The organism is Aurantivibrio plasticivorans (genome assembly GCF_055392955.1).
The window spans coordinates 2,340,301-2,362,347 of sequence record NZ_AP036020.1 but is presented as its reverse complement, the minus strand read 5'-3'; the positions used below and the strand labels follow the sequence as shown (position 1 = coordinate 2,362,347).

Annotated in this window: 23 protein-coding genes, 2 tRNA genes and 1 other RNA gene; 16 read left to right on the top strand and 10 right to left on the bottom strand. The window is 46.8% G+C overall.

Annotation, left to right across the window (positions count from 1 at the left end; translation table 11 throughout):
* Positions 1–264: 264 nt before the first annotated feature.
* Positions 265–615 (top strand): hypothetical protein, encoded by a 351-nt coding sequence (locus tag ACZ5NB_RS10670; RefSeq protein ID WP_460233599.1) that lies wholly within the window; start codon positions 265–267, stop codon positions 613–615.
* A 39-nt stretch (positions 616–654) separates the two neighbouring features.
* Positions 655–1,134 carry a hypothetical protein gene (locus ACZ5NB_RS10665; protein ID WP_460233598.1) on the top strand — a complete coding sequence of 160 codons (480 nt, stop codon included), beginning with the start codon at positions 655–657 and terminating at the stop codon, positions 1,132–1,134.
* A 255-nt stretch (positions 1,135–1,389) separates the two neighbouring features.
* Here ACZ5NB_RS10665 and ACZ5NB_RS10660 read toward each other — a convergent pair.
* The 6 genes from ACZ5NB_RS10660 to ACZ5NB_RS10635 form a co-directional block, all read right to left on the bottom strand.
* A tRNA-Pro gene (locus tag ACZ5NB_RS10660) sits at positions 1,390–1,466 on the bottom strand.
* A 117-nt stretch (positions 1,467–1,583) separates the two neighbouring features.
* Complete coding sequence (locus ACZ5NB_RS10655; RefSeq protein WP_460233597.1) at positions 1,584–2,948, bottom strand: MBL fold metallo-hydrolase RNA specificity domain-containing protein; 1,365 nt, start codon at positions 2,946–2,948, stop codon at positions 1,584–1,586.
* 18 nt (positions 2,949–2,966) lie between these two features.
* Entirely contained in the window at positions 2,967–4,607 is a 1,641-nt protein-coding gene (locus ACZ5NB_RS10650) for a Na/Pi cotransporter family protein (protein ID WP_460233596.1), read from the bottom strand.
* 93 nt (positions 4,608–4,700) lie between these two features.
* Complete coding sequence (locus ACZ5NB_RS10645) at positions 4,701–5,531, bottom strand: hypothetical protein (protein WP_460233595.1); 831 nt, start codon at positions 5,529–5,531, stop codon at positions 4,701–4,703.
* A 352-nt stretch (positions 5,532–5,883) separates the two neighbouring features.
* Positions 5,884–6,195 (bottom strand): HPF/RaiA family ribosome-associated protein, encoded by a 312-nt coding sequence (locus tag ACZ5NB_RS10640; protein ID WP_460233594.1) that lies wholly within the window; start codon positions 6,193–6,195, stop codon positions 5,884–5,886.
* A 305-nt stretch (positions 6,196–6,500) separates the two neighbouring features.
* Positions 6,501–6,758: a DUF503 family protein gene (locus ACZ5NB_RS10635; protein WP_460233593.1), complete on the bottom strand. Its 258-nt coding sequence runs from the start codon at positions 6,756–6,758 to the stop codon at positions 6,501–6,503.
* Positions 6,759–6,987: 229 nt separating this feature from the next.
* Between ACZ5NB_RS10635 and ACZ5NB_RS10630 the strand changes: the two genes are divergently transcribed.
* The 4 genes from ACZ5NB_RS10630 to queF all read left to right on the top strand — a co-directional run bounded on the left by ACZ5NB_RS10630 (position 6,988) and on the right by queF (position 10,276).
* Positions 6,988–7,464 carry an Hsp20 family protein gene (locus tag ACZ5NB_RS10630; protein WP_460233592.1) on the top strand — a complete coding sequence of 159 codons (477 nt, stop codon included), beginning with the start codon at positions 6,988–6,990 and terminating at the stop codon, positions 7,462–7,464.
* A gap of 163 nt (positions 7,465–7,627) precedes the next feature.
* Positions 7,628–8,551, top strand: a complete 924-nt coding sequence (locus tag ACZ5NB_RS10625; RefSeq protein ID WP_460233591.1) for an ABC transporter ATP-binding protein — start codon at positions 7,628–7,630, stop codon at positions 8,549–8,551.
* Between the two features lie 4 nt (positions 8,552–8,555).
* Positions 8,556–9,329: an ABC transporter permease gene (locus ACZ5NB_RS10620; protein ID WP_460233590.1), complete on the top strand. Its 774-nt coding sequence runs from the start codon at positions 8,556–8,558 to the stop codon at positions 9,327–9,329.
* A 110-nt stretch (positions 9,330–9,439) separates the two neighbouring features.
* Positions 9,440–10,276: an NADPH-dependent 7-cyano-7-deazaguanine reductase QueF gene (gene queF, locus ACZ5NB_RS10615; RefSeq protein WP_460233589.1), complete on the top strand. Its 837-nt coding sequence runs from the start codon at positions 9,440–9,442 to the stop codon at positions 10,274–10,276.
* A gap of 7 nt (positions 10,277–10,283) precedes the next feature.
* Here the strand turns inward: queF and ACZ5NB_RS10610 are convergent, their stop codons facing one another.
* Both ACZ5NB_RS10610 and ACZ5NB_RS10605 read right to left on the bottom strand, forming a co-directional pair.
* Entirely contained in the window at positions 10,284–11,702 is a 1,419-nt protein-coding gene (locus tag ACZ5NB_RS10610) for an adenylate/guanylate cyclase domain-containing protein (RefSeq protein WP_460233588.1), read from the bottom strand.
* A 299-nt stretch (positions 11,703–12,001) separates the two neighbouring features.
* Complete coding sequence (locus ACZ5NB_RS10605) at positions 12,002–13,465, bottom strand: coiled-coil domain-containing protein (protein ID WP_460233587.1); 1,464 nt, start codon at positions 13,463–13,465, stop codon at positions 12,002–12,004.
* Between the two features lie 254 nt (positions 13,466–13,719).
* Between ACZ5NB_RS10605 and ACZ5NB_RS10600 the strand changes: the two genes are divergently transcribed.
* Positions 13,720–13,807 (top strand) — tRNA-Ser (locus ACZ5NB_RS10600).
* Positions 13,808–14,112: 305 nt separating this feature from the next.
* Here the strand turns inward: ACZ5NB_RS10600 and ACZ5NB_RS10595 are convergent.
* Complete coding sequence (locus ACZ5NB_RS10595; protein ID WP_460233586.1) at positions 14,113–14,430, bottom strand: metalloregulator ArsR/SmtB family transcription factor; 318 nt, start codon at positions 14,428–14,430, stop codon at positions 14,113–14,115.
* 92 nt (positions 14,431–14,522) lie between these two features.
* Between ACZ5NB_RS10595 and ACZ5NB_RS10590 the strand changes: the two genes are divergently transcribed.
* Complete coding sequence (locus ACZ5NB_RS10590; RefSeq protein ID WP_460233585.1) at positions 14,523–15,470, top strand: acyl-CoA desaturase; 948 nt, start codon at positions 14,523–14,525, stop codon at positions 15,468–15,470.
* Position 15,471: 1 nt separating this feature from the next.
* Here the strand turns inward: ACZ5NB_RS10590 and ACZ5NB_RS10585 are convergent, their stop codons facing one another.
* Positions 15,472–16,320: a 6-carboxytetrahydropterin synthase gene (locus ACZ5NB_RS10585; protein WP_460233584.1), complete on the bottom strand. Its 849-nt coding sequence runs from the start codon at positions 16,318–16,320 to the stop codon at positions 15,472–15,474.
* A gap of 174 nt (positions 16,321–16,494) precedes the next feature.
* Between ACZ5NB_RS10585 and ffs the strand changes: the two genes are divergently transcribed.
* The 8 genes from ffs (at position 16,495) to ACZ5NB_RS10545 (ending at position 21,959) form a co-directional block, all read left to right on the top strand.
* Positions 16,495–16,591, top strand: an RNA gene (gene ffs, locus ACZ5NB_RS10580) — signal recognition particle sRNA small type.
* A 161-nt stretch (positions 16,592–16,752) separates the two neighbouring features.
* The gene (gene dnaX / locus ACZ5NB_RS10575) at positions 16,753–18,624 is read left to right on the top strand and encodes a DNA polymerase III subunit gamma/tau (RefSeq protein ID WP_460233583.1); all 1,872 of its coding nucleotides are present in this window, start codon (positions 16,753–16,755) and stop codon (positions 18,622–18,624) included.
* Between the two features lie 19 nt (positions 18,625–18,643).
* Complete coding sequence (locus tag ACZ5NB_RS10570; RefSeq protein ID WP_464107541.1) at positions 18,644–18,961, top strand: YbaB/EbfC family nucleoid-associated protein; 318 nt, start codon at positions 18,644–18,646, stop codon at positions 18,959–18,961.
* Between the two features lie 30 nt (positions 18,962–18,991).
* The gene (gene recR, locus ACZ5NB_RS10565) at positions 18,992–19,585 is read left to right on the top strand and encodes a recombination mediator RecR (RefSeq protein ID WP_460233581.1); all 594 of its coding nucleotides are present in this window, start codon (positions 18,992–18,994) and stop codon (positions 19,583–19,585) included.
* A complete protein-coding gene (gene rnd, locus ACZ5NB_RS10560; protein ID WP_460233580.1) occupies positions 19,585–20,727 on the top strand; it encodes a ribonuclease D in 1,143 nt (380 codons plus the stop codon). The genes recR and rnd overlap by 1 nt, the downstream gene beginning before the upstream one ends.
* A 9-nt stretch (positions 20,728–20,736) precedes the next feature.
* Complete coding sequence (locus ACZ5NB_RS10555) at positions 20,737–20,997, top strand: YcgL domain-containing protein (protein WP_460233579.1); 261 nt, start codon at positions 20,737–20,739, stop codon at positions 20,995–20,997.
* On the top strand, positions 20,994–21,455 hold the full coding sequence (locus tag ACZ5NB_RS10550; protein ID WP_460233578.1) for a YcgN family cysteine cluster protein: 462 nt from the start codon (positions 20,994–20,996) through the stop codon (positions 21,453–21,455). Before ACZ5NB_RS10555 ends, ACZ5NB_RS10550 begins: the two co-directional genes overlap by 4 nt.
* A 39-nt stretch (positions 21,456–21,494) precedes the next feature.
* Entirely contained in the window at positions 21,495–21,959 is a 465-nt protein-coding gene (locus tag ACZ5NB_RS10545) for a hypothetical protein (protein WP_460233577.1), read from the top strand.
* Positions 21,960–22,047: the final 88 nt, after the last annotated feature.

The window sequence follows — 22,047 nt, the reverse complement described above, 5'->3', positions numbered from 1 at the left end:
GTAAAAATGACATAGAGTCGGTAAATATTACTGGCAAGTACTGCCACCTTCAGCATCGAAATACACCGCAATACGGTGAATACGCTACTAAGCTGCATTCGACCTGCTGGCATGATGCTTGAATAATCATTAACAGGTATTGAGTAGCACAGACGCGAAAGCGTAGGCAGCTGGCTGAGCTACACAAGCTAACCCCTGAGGCTGGCTTGCTAAGTATACCGGCTTGCCTATGGAGCGCCAATTAAATAACGAGGAGAACCAGTCATGAACATTTGTTTCGACGTCCGTAATTCAGCCAGCTCTGCGTTTCTAGGCGCGGCTATGTTAATGGCGATATCTGCGTTTGCCGAAACAACTCCACAATTGAATAAATCGCCGGGCATGATGGGCGAGGCATTATTGATGTTGAAAACGCCTGTACTACGCGCAAGTCAAAATCTTTATTACGTTATTTACCCGAATAACCATCAAAAACTTGTTGATATATCTTCGCTTGAGTCAAGAGTAAAACACGGTGATTCGCCGTTAATGATGGTTAAGGATGTTTCTACTTTTCAAATTATCCAACAGCCTTCATCAAATAGTTCATTGGACCACAACGAGTACTATTTCTAATTTAACAGCTAGTGAGATAGCGTGTACCGAGGTCTGGCAATGACGGGAAAAATTTATCGCTTCAGTGCAACAACTGATTCATTACAGGATCGAATAGCCGATTCGTTGATTACACTAAGTAATAACGCTCATCAGTATTATTGCGTTTGCGGCCGTAAGGTCTGTGAGGCACGTCTACGTGAAATCTTTTACGAAATGGCGGACATTCACTTCGATTTTGTTCTCAGTATTCAGCGTTCTATTGATGCCGACATAGATGATGCAATTTTGTGGGACGAAGGAGAAGGTATTGCTGCACTTGCAGAATGGTATCGATTCGAAGTGGATTTAATACAAGCGTCACCAAGCCGTGAGTGGTTGTTGCGATTGCATAAGATTGAGAGACGAGTCGTAAAAATACTACGCGCTTACGTGAAATCGATTAGACACTTTGAATCTGCAAATAGCTTGTCTTGGCACTTAGCTAATGCGCAAATGTTGACGGATCGCGTACGAGCTATTTCCGGAGCTTTAAAGTAAATCGAAACCTGAGAACGAGTGCAGCCAATCTAACCAAATAAAAAGCCTCGCTATTGGTGGTGGTTTGAGTATGTGCGAAGGCGGGGAGAGTGTTGGCCGGATTTCATTCGGCACTTCCTGTGCCTCACCCTGCGGGCAGCTTCGCTGTGCAACATGGCTTTCCTGCCATGTTGTGAACCGAGGTCTTAGAACGAATCCGATCATTCTGACCAAATAAAAAAGGGGCCTCGCTGTTGGCGAGACCCCTTTTTTATTTGGTCGGAGTGGCCGGATTTGAACCGACGACCACCACACCCCCAGTGTGGTGCGCTACCAAGCTGCGCTACACTCCGATTGGCTTCTAGGCCGCGTGGGCGGCGGTGAAGAGGCGGGAATGATACCTAACCGGTGGTTGAATGCAACCGTTTCTTGGGGCTCTATTCCCTGATTTTAAGAGCCTACTCAGTGGCTTAGAGTTCAATGGTTTCTCCTAGGGAGGGCGTGCTGGTGTTCCAGCCGAGGTAGTGGTTGATGGTGTCGGCGAAGGCGGTGGACGATTCCTGTTCACCGTGGGTGATGAAGCAGTGTTTGGGTGCAACAGGTATCTTTTTTAGCCAGGTGAGCATTTCGTCCCGGTCGGCGTGGGCCGATAGGAAGTCGAAGTTGAGTATTTGGGCTTTGACGGGGTAGTAGCGGCCATGGATTTTGACGCTGTCTTCGCCACGTACAAGGCGATCTCCCCGGGTTCCGGCGGCTTGATAGCCTGCAAATATAATGGTGTTGCGCCGCTCTGGTAACAGGCGTTCAAGGTGGTAGAGGACGCGGCCACCAGTGGCCATGCCGCTAGCGGAGACGATGATACAGGGGAATTGGGTTTCGTTGAGTGCCATGGATTGTTCGACGGTGCGCAAGAACTTCACGTTCTCTTCCATTTCTCGGCACTGTTGTTTCGAGAGGCGGTGTTGTTGGTTGAAGCGAATCATCAATTCAGTCGCGCTGATGGCCATGGGGCTATCGAGGTAAATTGGCACGTAGGGGATTTTCTGTTGGCGTTGCAGTTTGTGTAGGGTGTAGAGCACCGATTGTGCGCGGCCAATGGCAAAGGCGGGGACTAAAACGTCGCCACCAGAGGCTAGCGTGGTACTGACGGCATCCGCGAGGCAGTCGTTGATATCACGGTTGTCATGGAGGCGATTACCATAGGTGGATTCCATAATGAGATAATCCGCGTAGCAAGGAGGTTCTGGTGGATTCATGATGATGTCGTGTGGCCTACCCAGATCCCCACTGAAGACAATGTGTTTACCGCCTATATCAACGTCTAAATAGCTCGACCCCAAAATGTGCCCATTGGGCGAGAAGGTGACAGTGAGGTCGTTAAAGGACGCAGAGTTTTTTACTGGCTCGAATAATTTCAGCGCTTGCTGCGCGTCTTCCTGTGTAAATAAGGGCAGTGCTGGGTTGTGTTTACTGGTGTGGTGGCGATTGTTGTAAGCCGCTTCTTCTTCCTGCAGCTTGGCAGCATCGGCAAGTAATATTTTGCACAGTTCGTAAGTGGCCTCCGTTGCGAATATGGGGCCGCGGAAACCTTGTTTAACTAGCGCGGGTAAATAGCCGCTGTGATCGAGATGAGCGTGGGTTAAAAATACGCCGTCGATACTTGATGCAGGCTCAGGGAAAGGGTGCCAATTTCGCTCGCGCCACTTCTTGAGGCCTTGGAATAACCCACAGTCGATCAACACACGCGAGGTTGGTGTTTTTAATAGATAGCGGGAGCCTGTGACAGTGCCTGCTGCACCGTAAAAAGTAAGGGTTGGTCTACTGCTTTCAGTCATGAAGTGCTACTCAAGGGTCTAGACTGGTATTTTGTGCCAGTGTTGCAAACCATTTAAAAAACTTTTGGTTGCATGGTGAATCTCGTGGTTTACATTTAATTGCGAGGAGGTCATCAGTGAATCGCCGTTGCGATCACTTGTATTTTGATAAATTAATTTATCCATTTCACGTTGGTGCAGGTCATTTTTTTGCCAAAGCTCGCTGATTTCTTCCTCGGTAAAGTTATCACCCGCAGTGCTTTCAACGAGTCTAATGAGCTGGCTATTAAACGCTGCCTGATAGGCTTGTTGCTGTTGGAAATATCGTTCAACACGGCCTGCCGAGGCGTTGCTCATGTTGGCAATATTATCGCTTATATCCTTTAACGTTTTTGAGCCGTAAACAATGGCTCGAACGGCTTCGATAGCGTGGGTGATGGCTTCGGTTTGTGGTGGCGTCAACGATTCTTGTTGTAGGTCTAACACAAACTGTATTACTTCTTGTTCTTCCGACTTTAGCGCGTGGTAGCGTTGTAAAAAGCTTTCGCTGTCTGTATCTGCGGTAGCATCATGAGCGTTAATTTTTTCTAGTGCGTCGTTGGCTAATGCGTCACGGCTAATGCTAAATCGATCGATATTCAAGCTTATTGCTTGGAACCACATTCTTGTGATGGTTGTGGTGAGGGCCGATATTGCGACGTCAGGAACATTAGTGGGGATACTCGTAAGGGATGGTTGTTCTCCCTCGCTCCTGAAAAGACGGTTGATCCATGCTGTAAAGGGTTTCAGTAGTGGGATGAATACCATCAGCCCGATGAGATTAAAAATACTATGGAAGGCGACGAGCCCATACAGTGGGTCGTTGACCCCCATTAGATTCAGTAAGTTCTCGACGAAAGGTAAGAGAATAAAAAATGCCGTGATATCTACCACTACATTGAAAAATAGATGGGCGAACGCTAGTTTCCGTTTAACAATGTTGCCGGTCATGCTACCCAGCAACACCGTGCTGGTTGTGCCAAGGTCCGCACCTATGACGAGGGCTGCCGCATCGGGTAGTGATATCAACTGCGCGTTTAAAGCGCTCAGGGTAATCATCATCATGGCTGAACTTGATTGAATGAGCGCCGTCATCGCAGCGCCAATCATCAAGTAAATAAAAGGGCTGTAACCTGTTAAAGATTCCATCGATAGGGCATCTGGTATCCCTGATACGCTGGCCTTCATGTGATCTAAACCAAATAACAGCAGAGCTAGGCCAAGTAATAGGGCGCCCAACGCTTTTTGTTTACTCGGTTTGGAAATTAATACTTGGGATATGCCGCCAATAGCGAGCATTGGCAGAGCAAAACTGGTGAGGTCTAATTTGAACCCGATGAAAGTCACCAGCCAACCTGTAAACGTGGTACCTAGATTTGCGCCCAGAAATATTCCGACCGCATTTTTAAAAGGAATAATATTAGCGCTGGCAAAAGCAAGAACGATTAAACCAACCAATGAGCTGCTTTGCAGTAATGCGGTCAGTAGGATGCCGGTAAATGCGCTGCCAAGTGGGGTACGGGTGGACGTTAGAAGCCAGGTTTTTATTCGGCTAGCGCTGAGGTCTCGCGCGGCGGCTTCCAACAAGTGCATGCCGTAGAGGAATATGCCTAGACCAATAAGGAGATCAATAAATATCATGAAGCGCAAGTTCAGCGAATTTTTATTGATCCTATCAGGCGATTTATGGCTTGGCTATGATTTGGACCGGGTGTTACTAATTTTACGGTTCGCTTAGCTATTAGACTTCTGCATCTGCCTGATTAAATTAGTGACCGCTTTGGCTAACTCTTCTGCAATCTCTTGGTTATTCACAATTTGCAACCAGCGATCACCTGAGACTGGGTGGTAGAGCCAGCAGCTGTTAGTGGCTGAGGTGCACTTGTATTCGATATAGGGGTTAACACCATAGACGCTGAACCGATCTTCGTCGTAGCGTTGCTTATCTTTATTACCGAAGCGATTAATTGAGATTATGTTACCCGATTGGGTTGTGCTGAGCTTATGGTTGCTGGTGGTACCCAGCCGGCTCGCTGCGACGATATTTGACGTGTCGTAGGCATAGAACCTTAATAAATTATTAACATGCCCGTTAAGTGCTTCGCGGGAGCTTCCCGTTCCATGGAGCTGCTCTATTTTAGCGATGTATTGGGCGCTTCCATCGCTCCACGCGATTTCCGATTTTTCCTCGCCCATCTTTTTGTTGGAGGGGGCCGCGCGGGTGTTTCCATCGGCTTTGGTGATGAGCTTCAGCGCGTCGCGATAGTGTTCGCCGTCACGTCCTACGGTGTCCGCATAGCGTTCCAGATAGCGTCTTGCATCGCTGGTGTCCCCGCGTTGTATCAGCAGCTTGCCGTAAAAGTAATCATATTCGGGAGGAAGAGAGATTCCCAGCTGGCGAGCCTTTTCGAGGTGTTCAGCTGCGCGCTGAGGACTACCGTTATCAAACGCCTGTTCGGCGGCGAGGATTAGTCGGTCCGCTTCATGGGAGGGGCGCAGAGCGACACTGTTCGCTGCCATGCCGGTGACAAGGAGTATCAATGCGAGTTGGGGGTAACGTTTCATTGTTTTTCTCTGTCTTGCCTTTGAGTCGTTCACTGTGCTTTGACCAAATTTTAGGCGGTTGGTTGTCAATCAATTGGCATATTTGGAGTATTTTTCTCGAGTGTCTGGATTTGAGCAAAATTTGTACCGAGAAGACTAGTGGATACAGCGCTTATTCATATGATTTCGCGGGTACTGGGCGATTGTAACTTGCCAAGTGGTCAATAGGGGTCGAATAGGTCTCAATCCAGAATGGATGAGCAGCTTCTGACTGTGCAAATCTCAAAAGGGGACTTAGCCACAAGACGAAGCGACGCCCTAGGGCGAAGCGAGGCCCTAGGACGTGTAGTTTTGCTGGTTACCGTGTGTAAAGTTAGTGAATGTGTCGCTTTGCGCCCAGAGCTTTGAGCTTTCGCTCGGCGGCATTGAAGGCATCGCGGACGGCGATATGTATCGACGGTTTGTCTTGGCTTACGGTAATGGGTTGGCCTTCCACCTCGAGCTCAATGGATGCGCGATATTGGCGACCCTTGTAATGGTGTTTGTGAGGGGAGTCCAGCACCACACGGCCGTGTTGGATGTGCCGAGCGAAGCGATTAAGACGATTAAATTTTTGATTAATGGTTTCGGTGAGAGCGTCAGAAGCGTCGAGATTTCTGTATACGACACTATTGGGTGACCGCATAAATAGCCTCCTATTGATTGTTTTAATTAGTCAGCGGAGATTGGGTAGCTACCAAAGTCTCACCTTTATAGTCTTTAATTTGTCTAAATGGTTCAAGCCATTTTTCACGAGCTACAAGAATTATTTGATCTTAGTGGGCCAATATCTATGTTTTATCTAAATGGATATTCTTGGCATATTTTTTGTAAAGCCTGTTGGGACTATCATGCCCATCGGTTAGTGGGAAAAATGATGAACTGTCTGTGTAAAAAAATGTGTTGAAGCACTTGAATCTTCATGCGTGGGCCACATATCTAATGGTAGGTTTATAAAACCTCTACATAGCTATCGATTAACTCCGCATCCACTGTATGTACAAATTGACGTATTTGTTCGAATAGCTGTTGCCCCGTTATCTTGCTCTCGCAAAGTACAGCAGCCTGCCATTGAGCTTGTTGATGGTCATCGTGAAATTTAGATTCAGATAGCGCCAAGTTTGGATTCTTGCCAAACTTATCTTTTAGTCCTCGTAATCGGCTACGCTTTTCTTTTAACGAGTAGCAGCCCGTAAGCTTAAAATTCATAGTTAATAACGCTAAATACATTGTCGCACGCTCTTTATCGTTGTTTTTGATATGTTCTTGTTTCAATACTGTTTTGGGGGCAAAACGAAATAGTGTTTGTCTGAAAAATTAGGCCTTGAAAAAAATTGTTGTATCCCAATCTTATTACTGCCAGCTCGATGAGTGGCACAAATTCGCTGAATGCGTCAGCGATTAATTAACTATATTGCTTTTTTTTGAGGATATAATTATGCGTAATTTCGATCTTTCTCCATTTTATCGATCATCTATTGGTTTTGACCGAATCGCCAATCTTTTGGATGGCTACACGGCTGAAAGAAACCAGCCAAATTATCCACCGTATAACATTGAACTGTCTAGTGAAGACCATTATCGAATTAGTATGGCCGTAGCAGGTTTTAGTGAATCAGAATTAAGTATTGAAGTTGAGCAAAATCAACTTGTTGTGCGTGGTAAAAAAACCGAAGAAGAGAGCGATGTGCAATACCTCCATCAAGGCATTGCAAAAAGAAACTTTGAACGAGCATTTCGGTTGGCCGATCACGTCAGAGTAGACAATGCGAAGTATGAAAATGGTTTGCTGCATATTAACCTCGTACGTGAGCTCCCCGAGGTGATGAAACCTCGTACTATTGAAATTCAGAGTGGAGGCGGTGAGGCTCAAGCGAAAATTCAGTCGGTCAAGTCACAAGATCAGGCAGCATAAGGGTATCTATACCGGGCAGGGCGAATAGCCCACCTTCAAAATAATCGGTATTACAAAGCGGGCTCACAAAAGTGGGTCCGCTTTTTCCGTTTTCCGCTTGCATTTCGACCGGTCACGATGTTGAATGACCGGCTTTTCATACCATAGGGATCATACCTAGCCCATGACCGCCGCATTGTCGATTAAGAACCTATCGAAAACCTACGGAAACAATTTTCAGGCACTTAAGGGGATTAGCCTTGACGTGCAGCCGGGCGATTTTTTCGCGTTACTAGGCCCCAATGGCGCAGGTAAGTCCACTACAATTGGTATCATCTCGTCATTGGTGAGGAAATCGGCCGGTCAAGTGGCTATCTTTGGTGAGGATATTGACCTCGATTTTTCTGCAGCTAAGTCCAACCTGGGTGTGGTGCCGCAAGAATTTAATTTTAACCAGTTTGAAAAAGTGGAGGACATTGTCCTCAACCAGGGTGGCTATTATGGTATGCCGCGTAAACTGGCTAAAGAGCGAGCGGAAAAATATTTAAGAAAACTCGGCTTGTGGGATAAGCGTGCTGATGCATCGCGGAGTTTGTCGGGTGGAATGAAAAGACGCTTAATGATCGCTCGAGCGCTGGTGCATGAACCGCGGCTGCTTATTCTTGATGAACCCACAGCGGGTGTTGATATTGAATTGCGTCGCTCGATGTGGACGTTTTTACAAGAAATTAACAAAGCCGGCACAACGATTATTTTAACCACCCACTATCTCGAAGAGGCGGAAAGTTTGTGTCGAAATGTGGCTATTATTAATCACGGCGAGATTGTTGAAAACACCAGCATCAAGCAGTTGCTAACGCAATTAAACAGAGAAACATTCATATTAGACACAGCCTGCGATATTCCTGAAGGGCTAGAAATAGATGGCTATCCTGTCAATCAGGTTGATCAGCGCTGTCTGGAAGTGGAAGTTGAGAAAGGTCGCTCTCTCAATGAGGTTTTCTCCCATTTGAGTAAAGCAGAGATTGCCGTTACCAGTATGCGCAACAAAGCTAATCGATTAGAGGAGTTGTTTGTGTCCTTGGTTGAATCAGGGCAGGGGAAATAGTCGCATGAATGTTGAACGTCAAGCAATTGCTCTGCTCACGATTACGCGTAAAGAAATTCGCCGTTTTACACGCATTTGGCTGCAAACACTGTTGCCGCCCGTGATTACCATGACATTGTACTTTATTATTTTTGGTGCTTTGATTGGCAAGCGTATAGGCTCGATGGGTGGTGTGGATTACATGTCATTTGTCGTACCCGGTCTCATCATGATGTCTGTCATCACCAATTCATACTCGAACGTCGCTTCGTCGTTTTTTAGCACCAAGTTTCAAAAAAGTATTGAAGAAATATTGGTGACTCCGACGCCTAATTACATCATCTTGCTTGGCTTTGCCCTGGGTGGAACCCTGCGGGGACTTGCTGTTGGCTTTATTGTTACGATAGTGTCGTTGTTCTTTACCGATCTGCAAATACATCATTTAGGCGTTACTGTGGTCACCGTTGTTCTCACGGCAATTTTGTTTTCTATTGCCGGTTTCATCAATGCTTTGTTTGCACAAAGTTTTGACGATATCAGTATTATCCCTACATTCATCCTGACGCCGTTAACCTATCTTGGTGGGGTGTTTTACTCGATCAGCCTATTGCCTGATTTTTGGCAGGATGTCTCCTTGTTGAACCCAGTACTATATATGGTGAACGCATTTCGCTATGGAATCTTAGGCTTTTCGGATATAAACGTAGCAACGGCTTTTGTAGTTATTTTTGGTTTTATTGTCCTGCTATCAATGTTTGCACTAGTGATGCTGAAATCTGGTAGGCGTTTAAGGTCTTGATGCGGCTGCTATACTTATAAACGCGCCATTAGTCCGCTCTAGCTAGCGCCTTGAGTGTGAAGGTTCAAAAATAATATCTATTAGGTCGACAGTCGTTTTGGAGAAGCCGCATGGCGGACAATAACAGCGCGGGTTTGAGCCCACTCGGGAAAAAGTCGGAATACGTTTCGGTTTATACGCCTTCGTTGCTCTGTCCAATTCCTAGGCACGAATCTCGTACACCGCTCGGTATAAAGTCAGACAGTTTACCTTTTTCAGGTGTAGACCTGTGGACTGGCTATGAACTCTCTTGGCTTGATGGTCAAGGTAAACCGCAAGTCGCCGTCGCGCAATTTCAGTTTCCCTGCTCAAATCCCAATCTTGTAGAGTCCAAGTCCTTTAAGCTGTATCTGAATTCTTTTAATCAGACCCGGTTTAATTCACTGCAAGAAGTCGTACAAACCTTGGAGTCAGATCTTGGCATTGCGTCTGCAGGACCGGTCAGCGTGGAGGTGATGCCGTTGTCTAAGGCAGAGCAATTACACCTTGGGCATTTTCCTGCAGAAAGTATTGATGAGCTAGATGTTTCAATTAATGCTTATCAGCCAGCACCAGCTTTCTTATCGGCTGATCAGCAGGCGTCAATTGTCAAAGAGTCGTTGTGTAGTAATTTGCTCAAAACAAATTGTCCAGTGACGGGGCAGCCAGATTGGGCCAGTGTGTTGGTGAGTTACCGTGGTTGTCCAATTGAGCGCGCTGGATTGCTTAGATACATCGTTTCATTTCGCGAGCATCAAGATTTTCATGAAAATTGTGTCGAGCGGATGTTTGTCGACATCATGAAATACTGCCAACCCGAAGAATTAACAGTATATGCTCGATATACTCGCCGGGGAGGCCTGGATATTAATCCCTATCGCACGAATGGGGTGGTAGATGTGAGTGATTTACGTTTGGTTCGTCAGTAATCATTAATTACATGATGACTTTGTCTTTCAGCTTTTCAGCGGCAACGAGCAGCGCTTCGACGACACGGTCTTTATCGTAGTTACGAATTTTTCCCATATCTAAATGCATGGAGAACCCCTCAAGGTTTTCCTCAAAGTAGCTTTGGTTCTTACCTAAGTCTTTTCGCATATTCACGACTTGATACACTTGGATAGGTTGACTAAACCCTTTCACCATAATGTCACCTTTATCGCGGCACATTACGACGTCCTTTACGAGAGACCATGTTTCGTAAGAAAGCAGAATTTCTTCGGGTTCTGCGGCTGTTTCAAGGCGGCTGGCTAGATTAACGTGGGTGCCTAGAACGGTGTAATCGAGGTGCTCAGAGGTGCCGAATGTCCCTACCGTGCAATAGCCGGTATTGATCCCCATACGTATTTGAAGGGGTTTTCTAATCCCTTTTTTAAACCACTCGTGTTGCAATACCTTCATACGCTTTTTCATGGCGACAGCCATGGAGACGCAATTAATCGCTCCAGATTTAATGCCTTGGGCCGACTCGTTATCGCCGAAAACAATCATTACGCCATCGCCCATAAACTTGTTTACCGTGCCTCCAAAATGGTGAGCAACTTTGGTCATTTCAGTTAGGAAAGAGTTCAGGATGACGGTCAGTGTTTCTGCCTCGAGCTCCTCAGAGAGCGTTGAGAAACCTTTGATATCAGCGAAAAATATGGTGAGGCGTTTACGTTCTGTGGCTAGTGCGCGGTCTCTGCCCTCATTGATGGCCGCCCAGACGGGGGGCGGTAAATAGCGGGACAACTTATACGCGCGAAGTTTATGCAGGTGTTGTTCATTTTTTAGCTGTTCATTGCGCATTGTTAGCTTGCGCACTCGGCTGTGGGTGTAGAGTGCGTAAGCGCAAAAATAGGTGATTACGCCAATTAGGCTCGCTGCGCTAATTTCGAGCTGGTCGCTAAACATAAGATGGGGGCTGTGAACGAGAAAGCTTGCGGCAACACCTACGAGTAGGGCGAGGTTGTCCCCGGCCCACTTTTTAACGCCTCCTTGGAGTAGGGCGTTAAACTGAATCATGGTAAGAAATAGAATGGATGGCAGCAGGCTGAAGTTGACCAAATTGATCACCACGCCAATGAGTGCAGCGTCACCGTAGCTAAGGTATTCCGCAATTTTGATTCCGTCCTGTGGTTTGAGTTTGCGGATGACGAGATAGGTCGCAAGGGTGTAAATCAGCAGCAGTGCGATGGCCCCGACATAAAGTAAATCTAGGTTCTCCCAGTCTAATTCTGATGCAAGAGTGCCAGCCGCTGAAAAGCAGATGAGGGCGCGGAAGTAGTATTGGTATAGCGGTACTTTTGGAGGTAGCTTGTTGGCCGCTTTTTGACTGTTACTTCGCTGATGTTTTCCGTTTGATGTCGATTGCATACTGCCGTTCTAAAGGGTCAATCGGCTAAATCGTACGACTACATCTGGAGAGTAACCGTGCGAATATTGGATGCCTGATGTATATGAGGCTGTATCTGCCCGCTATTCTTTTTTTAATGTGATGGTGACATTTACTGCCACTTCCACTTAGGATTGGGTAGAGTATCACAGCTTGAGTGTGCTGCTGTCTAGCAATGGCGTAGGTGACGGAAAATCTAGGCAGACCATAGGTCTAAAAGCAGGGGTTAACGGCAATTCTCCAAAGTTGGGGCGTTGATGTAATCCACTGTACTGGTCGATTATTTCATTCTGGCTTCTAAGTAGCGCTCTTCTAGTTCAGCATACTTTGCTTGAAGTGATTGAAGTTCTGCCTTCAGTTCATTAGTTCCTTCGCCAGCGGGGGCGGGAGCTGTGGCGCTGTTTGCCTTCAAACTATCGAACTCTTGTTGCAGCTCGGTGTTGACTTTTTCGAGGTCCGCTAACTGTGCAATCAGTTCCTTGCTCTCTACGCTAAATTGCCGGATCGTCGTTTGCATCTGGGGCACCTGGCTGAGCTCACTATTAGCCTCATTTAGCAGTTGAGCCAGACGCTTACTTTCACTGGTAACCCGTTGCAGTTCGTCTTCCATTAGCTGAATACACATTTCTGATTCGCGAACGAAGTTACTTTGTTTTTGCAGTTCTTTTTCCAATTCACCAATGATGGCTTCTTTTTGTTCGATGGTATCGGCGTCTTTCAGTTTGGTTTGCAACTGCGCGATTAGTCGGTGTTGATCTGTCGTAAGTGTCCTTAGCTTAGACAACTCGTCTAACGCACGTTGGTCACTATCAAGCAGTATCTGCGCTTCATTCGTGTTGTTGGTCGGCAGGTTCACGCTGACGTTATCAGGCGTTAAGTTGTTCGCAGAGGGAGGTTGAGTCGAGGGGGTATCTATCCCTTGGATACTTTGGATAGTTGATTCAACCTCGTTATATACGGCGTGATAACGGGTTAAGAGGTCATCAAACGTTTCTGTATCTGAGACCTCGTCACGCATTGCAGAGAGTTGTTCATAGTACTTTTGCGCTTCTTCTTTTGCCGCTTTCCATTGGTCTTCCATCTCGAAGAACAGCGTTTTGAACTTTTCTAAATTCTCTACACGTTTGTCTAATGTGGTTTTGGCTAGGGTGAGTTCATCGATCTCTTGATGTTTGTCTTCCAAAATCTCTTCGATCATCGACAATTTTGCTTCCAGTTCCTCTATAAGCTGGGTATCAGCGGATTCCTCGGCAGGGGGTTCAGGTGGGGTTGTCGATGGTTCTGGTTTGGGGGCAAGGTCGACGAAGAATTGAATAATTTGCTGAAATTTAGCTTCGAGAAATTGCCAGTTTGGTGAGCCGTCCACACTCGCATTCAGCGCTTCTTTTTCGGCAATCAAAATTGCGTGTCTAATAGCCGCGGTACGTTGTTGGACAGGGCTTTCAGGGTTGAGGTCTAGTGTAATGTCCGAAGTAGCACCCAGCTTTTTGTGATATTGACGTGTCGCGAGAATTTGATCATTGATTTGCTTTTTGTAGGTGTTAGTTGCGTTGTGCTCTTCGCGTTCTTCTAAGATCTTGGCATGAAGGGCTTTGTACTCGTCAATCAACCGCTGGTTTTTGTCTTCTAGCGCTTTGTTTTGAGATTGCGCGCGTTTGAGAAATACGTAAAGGAATCCGGCGACAATCAGCAGGAATACGATAGCTTCCACGATGGCGTAAAAAACAAAGGATGAAAGCTGCATAACAGGGGGTGCAATCCATGTCGTTATCGAAGGTTTTGTATGGTGAGGTTAATATTTGACCACCTCGAAACCCGGTTTTTATAACCGCTGATTAAGTATGGTACAAAGTGCCAGACTGCGCTAACCACTGCATTGCTTTCGCTGTCGCGCTTGTGTAAAGTTAGCGCCCCCTCGATAGGGGGGTGTCTTGAGCCCAAATAGCAAGGGCAGTATAGAACTAGCAAAACGCTGTTTAGATAGACAATAGCCAATTTGGTGAGGTGTCCGAGTGGTCGAAGGAGCACGCCTGGAAAGTGTGTAAGTCGTAAGGCTTCGAGGGTTCGAATCCCTCCCTCACCGCCATACAAAAAACCCAGCTTAGGCTGGGTTTTCTTTTTTTATCGTCGAGAAATTGGCGGTGACGGAGGGCGAGAGACCGTTCCTACGGGTTCATGTATTCGGCATACACCGGGTCCGGTTAATAAATCCTGCGGGTCCGACAGACGCGGCTGAGCATTTGGAACGAAGAGCGAAGCGACCGACGAATCCTGTAGGGTCAAAACAGTTCATGAGTGGTTTTGAGGTAATCACGATAAGTGAATTACAAACTAGCGTGTGATAGGCGTATCTTGCAGAGATGAGTTAGAACTTTCTGAAGTGTGTAGGGTTTATTTTTCGCGGTTTTGATTTTTCGCGATCTCAACACTTTCGAGTTTCAGTGGTTTACCTTCTGGACAGAAGTCGGCCAAGAAATCATTCATTGATGCAAATAGATTTTCTTTGACAAGGCTGTAATGAACATATTGCCCTTTTTTCTCTGCTGAGATTAGGCCGGCCGCCAGTAAGATGTTCAAATGCTTGGATAAAGCTGGCTTGCTAATTTCGAATCGATCAGCAATTTCACCTGCTGTTAAGCTCGCCTCGGATAGGTATGCAAGAATTTTTCGCCTTACAGTAGATGATAGTGCTTGAAATACGCCGTTCATTGGTTATATATTTAACTTATTAGTTAATTAACTAAATTGTATGGACGTCTAAATGATATTCCAGGTGGCGGTTAAAGTACAGGCGAAAGCAAATGAAAGAGGTCTCGGTATTAGCAAAGTACACAAATGAAAGAGTCGATGACTCTAACTATTGCGATGCTGTAGAGGGAGAGGTAAGTGTTTCTCTAACTAAATTGCTTTGGCTAGGAAGCATGATACTCATTACCGTTTTTGGAGGGGTAGCAGCGATTTCTATTGACGCGTTGTTAGTTTTCTTTGTTTCGACTGCAGTATCCCTGTGCTTGGGACATTCGTTAGGAATGCATCGAAAATTGATACATCAGAGCTACCAATGTCCTGCCTGGTTAGAGTACTTTTTCGTCCACCTGGGGGTGATCGTGGGGTTGGCGGGACCGTTTGGAATGATAAAAACCCACGACATGAGGGATTGGGCGCAGCGACAAAACAACTGTCATGACTATTTTGGGCATAAAAAGTCTATGGCAGTTGACGCTTTTTGGCAGCTCTTCTGTGACATAAAGTTAAAACACCCACCTAAGTTTGTTTTAGAAGAAAGAGTTCAAAAAGATAAGTTTTACATTTTTATGCAACAGACATGGATGCTTCAGCAGTTACCTTGGGCGATGCTTTTTTATATCTTGGGAGGTCTATCTTGGGTTGTTTGGGGCGTATGCGCAAGAGTTTCTGTTTCTGTTTTAGGCCATTGGTTAATTGGTTATTTTGCTCACAATAATGGTGAACGACGTTGGCACGTTCAGGGAGCAAATATCCAAGGCTACAATGTTCCTGTTGCAGCACTATTAACTATGGGAGAAAGCTGGCATAACAACCACCATGCATACCCAGCTTCCGCGAAACTTGGTATTAAACCTGGGGAGACCGATTTAGGCTGGAATGTATTAATTATGCTGCGACGGTTGGGTTTGGTCTGGGGAATAAAAGAGCCCGATGATTTACCCATTAGACCCGAGTTGATGGATTTGACAGCAGAGGGGTTCGTCAATGTCGACGACAAATAGGTTAAACCTTCACAAAAGCGCCCTTCGCCAACCCTTCATAAGCCTTCACGCGCAAATCTACCCCGGGGTGCTCTTGCTTTAGCTCCTCCGCGATATGTCGAGCAATGTTCTCTACCGTGCTTTCAGTTTCTAGGATATAAGCGCGATCTTTAGGGAGGGTAAGTGAAAAGGAGCCCTCGGGAGATTGATACGCAAAGGTGATACTTTGGTCTTCTTGTTTAGAGATGTCTTCACGTGTACCGATAAAAATATCACGGAACTTGGTGGCCCATTCTGATTCCATCCGCTCAGATCGGGTGCCATCGTTGTAGATTTCTATTTTTGATCGGTGTCCGTGTGCGATTCGTTGGCACTTGCCGTTGTGTTTCTTTAAACCGTGGCTGTAATGATAATAGGGACCGTTAATGGTTTCTGTATTAAATTGTACGGCGATGGATTTCACTGTGTCGGGTAGTACCTTACGCAGCTGGTGTTCGCACCAGTCGGCAACACTTTCGGGGGTGATTTCATCGCAATCGATTAGCGTTACAGCCTGTGTTGGCGAACGGTGCAGGTATGTACCCCCGTTATTTGTCTGCCACTGAAGTGCAAGGTTATTGTTCTCACTCGCAACGTGTATAAGTTGAGGTGCGTTGCTGGGGACAAGTAAGCGGTGATCCAGGTCCTCATCCAGTAACTGCCTGACAGCTTTTTTCACAATGCCGAAATCACAAATCATGCCTTGATCGTCGAGCTCCCCCTCTAGCGTAATGCTGGAAAGCCAGGTTTCGCCCACTAGGCCACGAGTAGGGTGGAATAGGCAGAAATCTGTGTTGGTTAAATTGTCGACGAATAGTTGCATGCTGGTCATTAAGATTGTCTGGTAGGGGTATCAATTGAGGCGCGATGATACCCTAGTAGCGGGCGGTTTGCCGGAGTTTATGGACCATTGTCGTTGATTAGTGGCTTGCATTGAGTAGGCAAAGCCACCATAATTCGCGCCTCTTTCAGACCTGAGTCATCAGGTTCTCGTTAGGGTGACTCTTATCGGTCCCCTCGCAATGATTAGCTGTGAACCCCGCCAGGCCCGGAAGGGAGCAACGGTAGCGGTGACATCATGTGCCGGGGTGTGGCTGGTTTGAGTCGCCACCTTAACTTCCTCTTTTAGTATACCCATCTTCCAAGTGATTGTTTTTCTTGGCGAAATTCATTGTGAATATGCTACCAGATGCGTGTGCGTTAAGTGCTGGTTGCGGTATACTGCGCGGTCATTGTCAACGTTGTTAATCAAGTAACTAAACGCATGAGCTATCAGGTATTAGCAAGAAAGTGGCGTCCCCGCGTTTTTCGCGAGATGGTCGGGCAGGAGCACGTGCTGAAGGCGCTGATCAATGCGCTGGATCACAATCGCCTGCACCATGCGTATTTGTTTACGGGCACTCGGGGTGTTGGTAAAACCACTATTGCTCGTATCCTTGCCAAATGTCTGAATTGTGAAGCGGGAGTCAGTTCAGAGCCTTGCGATCAATGCGGTGCGTGTCTAGAAATTAACGAAGGCCGTTTCGTCGATTTGATTGAAGTCGATGCGGCATCGCGTACTAAAGTTGAAGATACCCGCGAGTTGTTGGATAACGTCCAGTATGCGCCCAGTAAGGGGCGTTATAAGGTATACCTCATCGATGAGGTCCATATGCTGTCAGGCCATAGCTTCAATGCGCTGTTAAAAACGCTTGAAGAGCCGCCTCCCCACGTAAAATTTTTGTTGGCAACCACAGACCCGCAAAAACTCCCGGTTACAATCCTTTCTAGGTGTTTGCAGTTTAACCTTAAGAATATGGCGCCAGAGCGCATTGTCGAGCATTTGGCGCACATTCTTGAGCGAGAGATGATTCCTTTCGAGGAGTCAGCGTTATGGCAGTTAGGCCGATCTGCCGACGGCAGTATGCGAGATGCCTTGAGCCTGACGGACCAAGCGATTGGTTTTGGTAACGGCAAGGTTACGGAAGCTGATGTTAGCGCTATGCTCGGCGCGATCGACCAGCGTTACTTATACGAGATTCTCACTGCGCTAGCCGCTAATGATGGCGAGCAATTGTTGCAGCGTGTAGCTCACATGGCAGAGCAATCGCCAGATTATGCCGACGTCTTAGCATCTATGATTTCGTTACTCCATCGTATCGCCATCGCGCAAGTGTTGCCCGAAGCCGTCGATAACACGTTTGGTGATCGCGACGAAATCTTACAGATCGCTCAGCAGCTCCCGGGTGAAGATGTCCAGTTGTTTTACCAAACCGCCTTGCTGGGGCGGCGCGACCTAAATTTAGTGCCAGACCCACGTGGCGGCTTTGAAATGGTCCTCCTGCGGATGCTCGCGTTCAGGCCTCAAGGTGTCGTCGCTCCGCCCAGCCAACCGTTGCCACAGAAAAAGCAGCTCGCTGAGCCTTCTCCTCAGAATCACTCTAATGTTCAAGCTGTTCCCGTGACTCAGTCAGTGGAGCCTGCGCGCGAATCTGAAAATCCAGCACCGGCAGGCAATATTCAGGAGGGCTCACCAGAAAAAAAGCCGATAGCGACTTCGGTCCCCCCGGCTGAACCCAAGCCAGCACGATCTGTCGCGTTAAGCACGCAATCATCGCCTCCAACAAAAGAGCACGTGACTTCGTCAGTTAAGCGTTTAACGGACGAAGCTAAAGCGAACAGTAAGCCAACTGTTCGTAGTGAAGCGGAGAACGCAGAATCAGACGCTAAGCCGGTAGAAGAGAGCGCTATCACATTTGATGATTTAACTCCCGAATTGTGGCCGTCGATTGCCACTAAAATTCCAGTGGGAGGGGTTATTCAAAATACCTTAGTGAACTGTCAATTACTCAAAAGGGAAGCGGGGCACTTACATTTTCGTTTAGATGAAAACAACAGCACATTATATGACGACTCTCATCAGCAGCGTTTTTCGGAACTGTTTTCTAAATTTTTCGCAAAACCTATTGAGGTCAGTATTGAGTTGGGGGTGGTTGATTCAGAAACCCCTGCGCAGCGCAGCCAAAGGCAGCGTGAAGAGCGCCAGCAAGAGGCGCTAGTTTCCTTTAAAAATGATCCTATTGTTGTTGACGTCATGAATACGTTTGCGGGAACAGTTCGCGATGAAACAATTATCCCTATCGACCCTATGAAGTAACTGATATCGAGGTGATGCTATGAAAGGTCTTGGCGACATGATGAAACAGGCCCAAGAAATGCAGGCCAAAATGCAAGAGATGCAAGAGCAAATTGCTCAAACTGAAGTGATCGGTCAGTCCGGCGCGGGTATGGTTAAAGTGACAATGAATGGCCGCCATGATGTCAAGCAAGTTGAAATCGACCCCAGCCTAATGAGTGAAGAAAAAGATATTCTAGAAGACCTATTGGCTGCTGCTGTCAATGATGCTGTGCGTAAAGTGGAGCAAGCGGGAAAAGATAAAAAGGGTTCTATTGCTCAGGGGCTCAATATCCCTGGATTTAAATGGCCATTCTAAGGCCGTTAGCCAAAGGTAAAACTCTTCAGTATGTTTAGCCCTCTGATTGATGAATTAATTAATGCATTGCGCTGTTTACCTGGCGTTGGTGCGAAAACGGCTCAAAGAATGGCTTTGCAGTTGTTGGAGCGAGACCGCGTCGGCGCAAGTAAGTTGGCAGCATCGATTGAAAAAGCAATTGAGCACGTAGGGCGTTGCCAGTCATGCCGCAATCTTACGGAAGAGCCGATTTGTGGTTTATGCCGAAACCCACGACGTGATGGAAGTTTGTTATGCGTTGTTGAAACGCCGGCGGATGTTGCCGCTTTCGAGCAATCGGGTAATTACTCCGGGAAATATTTTGTATTACTCGGGCATCTATCGCCCATTGATGGCATTGGTCCAGCTGAAATCGGGATAGACCAACTAACGCGTCGGCTACAAGATGAGCCTATTGAGGAGCTCGTCTTAGCGACAAATACGACGGTCGAAGGGGAGGCAACTGCGCACTATATTGCAGAAGAAGCAAAGCGTTGCGGGGTTAAGGTGAGTCGCATCGCCCACGGTGTCCCGATGGGTGGCGAGCTGGAATATCTTGATAGTAATACAATCAGTTACGCGTTTCGAAGTAGGCAGACACTGTAATGACATTGGAAGAAAAGGATACTGGCTTACCGCACACGTGGGTTGCTACAACAGAAGAACTTGTGGACTGCTGTAATCAGCTATCTAAAAGCGATGTCATTGCAATCGATACGGAATTTATGCGCACCGATACGTTTTATCCCATCGCTGCGCTTATTCAAATTGCAGATGACAAGCAGTGTTATCTCATAGACCCGACGACTATTCACGAGTGTGTCGCTCTGGTTGACTTGTTGACTAACCCCAAAACCGTAAAACTCATTCACGCTTGTTCAGAAGATCTCGAAGTTTTTAAATGTGCTTTGGGTTGCGTTCCTAGCCCGATGATAGATACACAAATTGCTGCGGCTCTGGCGGGTTACGGCGCTAGCTTAGGTTACGCTAACCTTGTTAATCAGGTGCTGGGGATAGAGCTTGAAAAAGGCGAAACGCGTTCCGATTGGCTACAGCGTCCGTTGACCGAAAGACAAATTCATTACGCAATTCAAGATGTAGAATACTTGCTTACCGTGTGGCGAAAACTAGCTAGCGAACTAGAGGCCAAGGGCCGCATGGGCTGGTTGGAAGAGGACTGTAAAAAAATTGAGCAGCTCGCCTCTCAGCCGGACGATATCGATGGCTATTACAAACGAATAAAGTCGGCATGGAAACTCTCAACAAGTCAGCTTAATGTGTTGAGTGTGCTAAGCGCGTGGAGAGAAAAAGCCGCGCGAGAAGAAAACATTCCTAGGAATCATTTAGTCCATGAGAGGACACTATATGACGTCGCAAAAATACAGCCTTCGACACCCGCAGCCCTAAAACAAATCCAAGGATTGGGGCAGAGTAAAGTGCGAAAGTATGGCGACGCGATTTTAGCGTGCATAGAGAAGGCGAGTCGTATAAGCGAAGAGAATCGTCCTTCACGTTTACCGTCGCCATTGCCGGTCAGTGCACGAGATAAAATAAAAGCATTCAAGCAATTAATTGCCGGCAAAGCAGAGGCTTTGGGCGTTCAGCCAGAATTGTTAATGCGCAAGGCGGACTACGAAGCGGTAGTGCGTTCCGGTATGCAGGGTGGGGAATATACCTTGCCCAATAGTTTATCGAGCTGGCGCAAGGAGTTATTCGGCGACGATATCCTAACCATAGCCAAACAATAGTGAATTTAAATGAAAGTGTTTTGTGATATTTATAAAAGTAGTCGTGAGAAAGAACTTTACGTCTACATTAAATTTGGTACTAGCGTGGATGATCTTCCTGAACCCTTACGCGAAAAACTAGGTCAACCAAGTAAAGTGATGAGCTTAGAGTTAAGTCCAGAGCGCAAACTTGCACGCGCTGATGTCAATAGAGTGATACAGCAAATAGAAGAGGTGGGTTTTTATTTGCAGTTACCTCCTAGCCCGTTTGCTCAAAAAGATACCGAATGACGAATAGCAACGAGTTGCTGGCCTCGAGGTTTTGGGAGAAGAAGTCCCTTGAATTGATGAGCAATGAAGAGTGGGAAGCACTTTGTGACGGTTGCGGACGGTGTTGTTTGCATAAGTTGCAAGATGAAGACACGGACGAAATCTACTTCACGGACGTTGCGTGCCGCTTGCTAGAAATTACATCGTGTCGCTGCACAGACTATCAAGCGCGTCTTTCTGAGGTGCCTGAATGTGTCAATATTCGTCCGGGTGATCAGAATACGTTTACGGCATTACCTGCAACTTGCGCCTATCGCTTGTTGTCAGAAGGGAGCCGGTTACCTGAGTGGCACTACCTGATTAGCGGTTCACGGCAAACGGTACACGATGAGGGCGCATCTATCCGGGATTTTGCAGTAAAGGAAGCCGATGTGCACCCAGATGATTACGAAAACCACATTATTCAATGGGTTGATTAATAACGCTTAATGAGTTGTTTTTAATATAAAGGCATTAGTATGTTTTCCGCTTCTGAATATTTTATCGGCTGGCTTTTTTATATTGCAGCGAGTATCGGCCTTTTGATTGTGTGGTGGCGTATCACCGCGTTGATTATATTTACGATACCGAGAGATGTATTGCGCCTGTTGGCCGCGGCTTTGTTATTGATTCCATTTCCGGTATCCGATGCAACAGGTATGTTGGCACCTGCTTTTATTATGAGCTTGCTGGAAGCGATGTTTGTTCGAGAGGCAGGGTTTACCCGCGCTGGGGTGCCAGTCATTTTGTTTAGCTTATTGACCTTAATTGTCTACGCGGGACTAAACTTCGGTCTAAAAAGAGTGTTGCAAAAAAGGCAAGCGAAAAAAGCGCAGAATGAAAAGGAGCTTAGCGCGCATGAAGAGCTACTAGAAGAACATGATAAAGCCTCCCAGGCTGACGGGCCCACTCACCAACAAGGCGATGGTTTTGCGAAAGGCTAATGTGTTGCTTTTCTGAGACTGCGTAAACCCTAGTCTTTTGCTGCGTCAATTCCATCTAGCTTTGGTTGTTGAATAACGACCCTTCCTT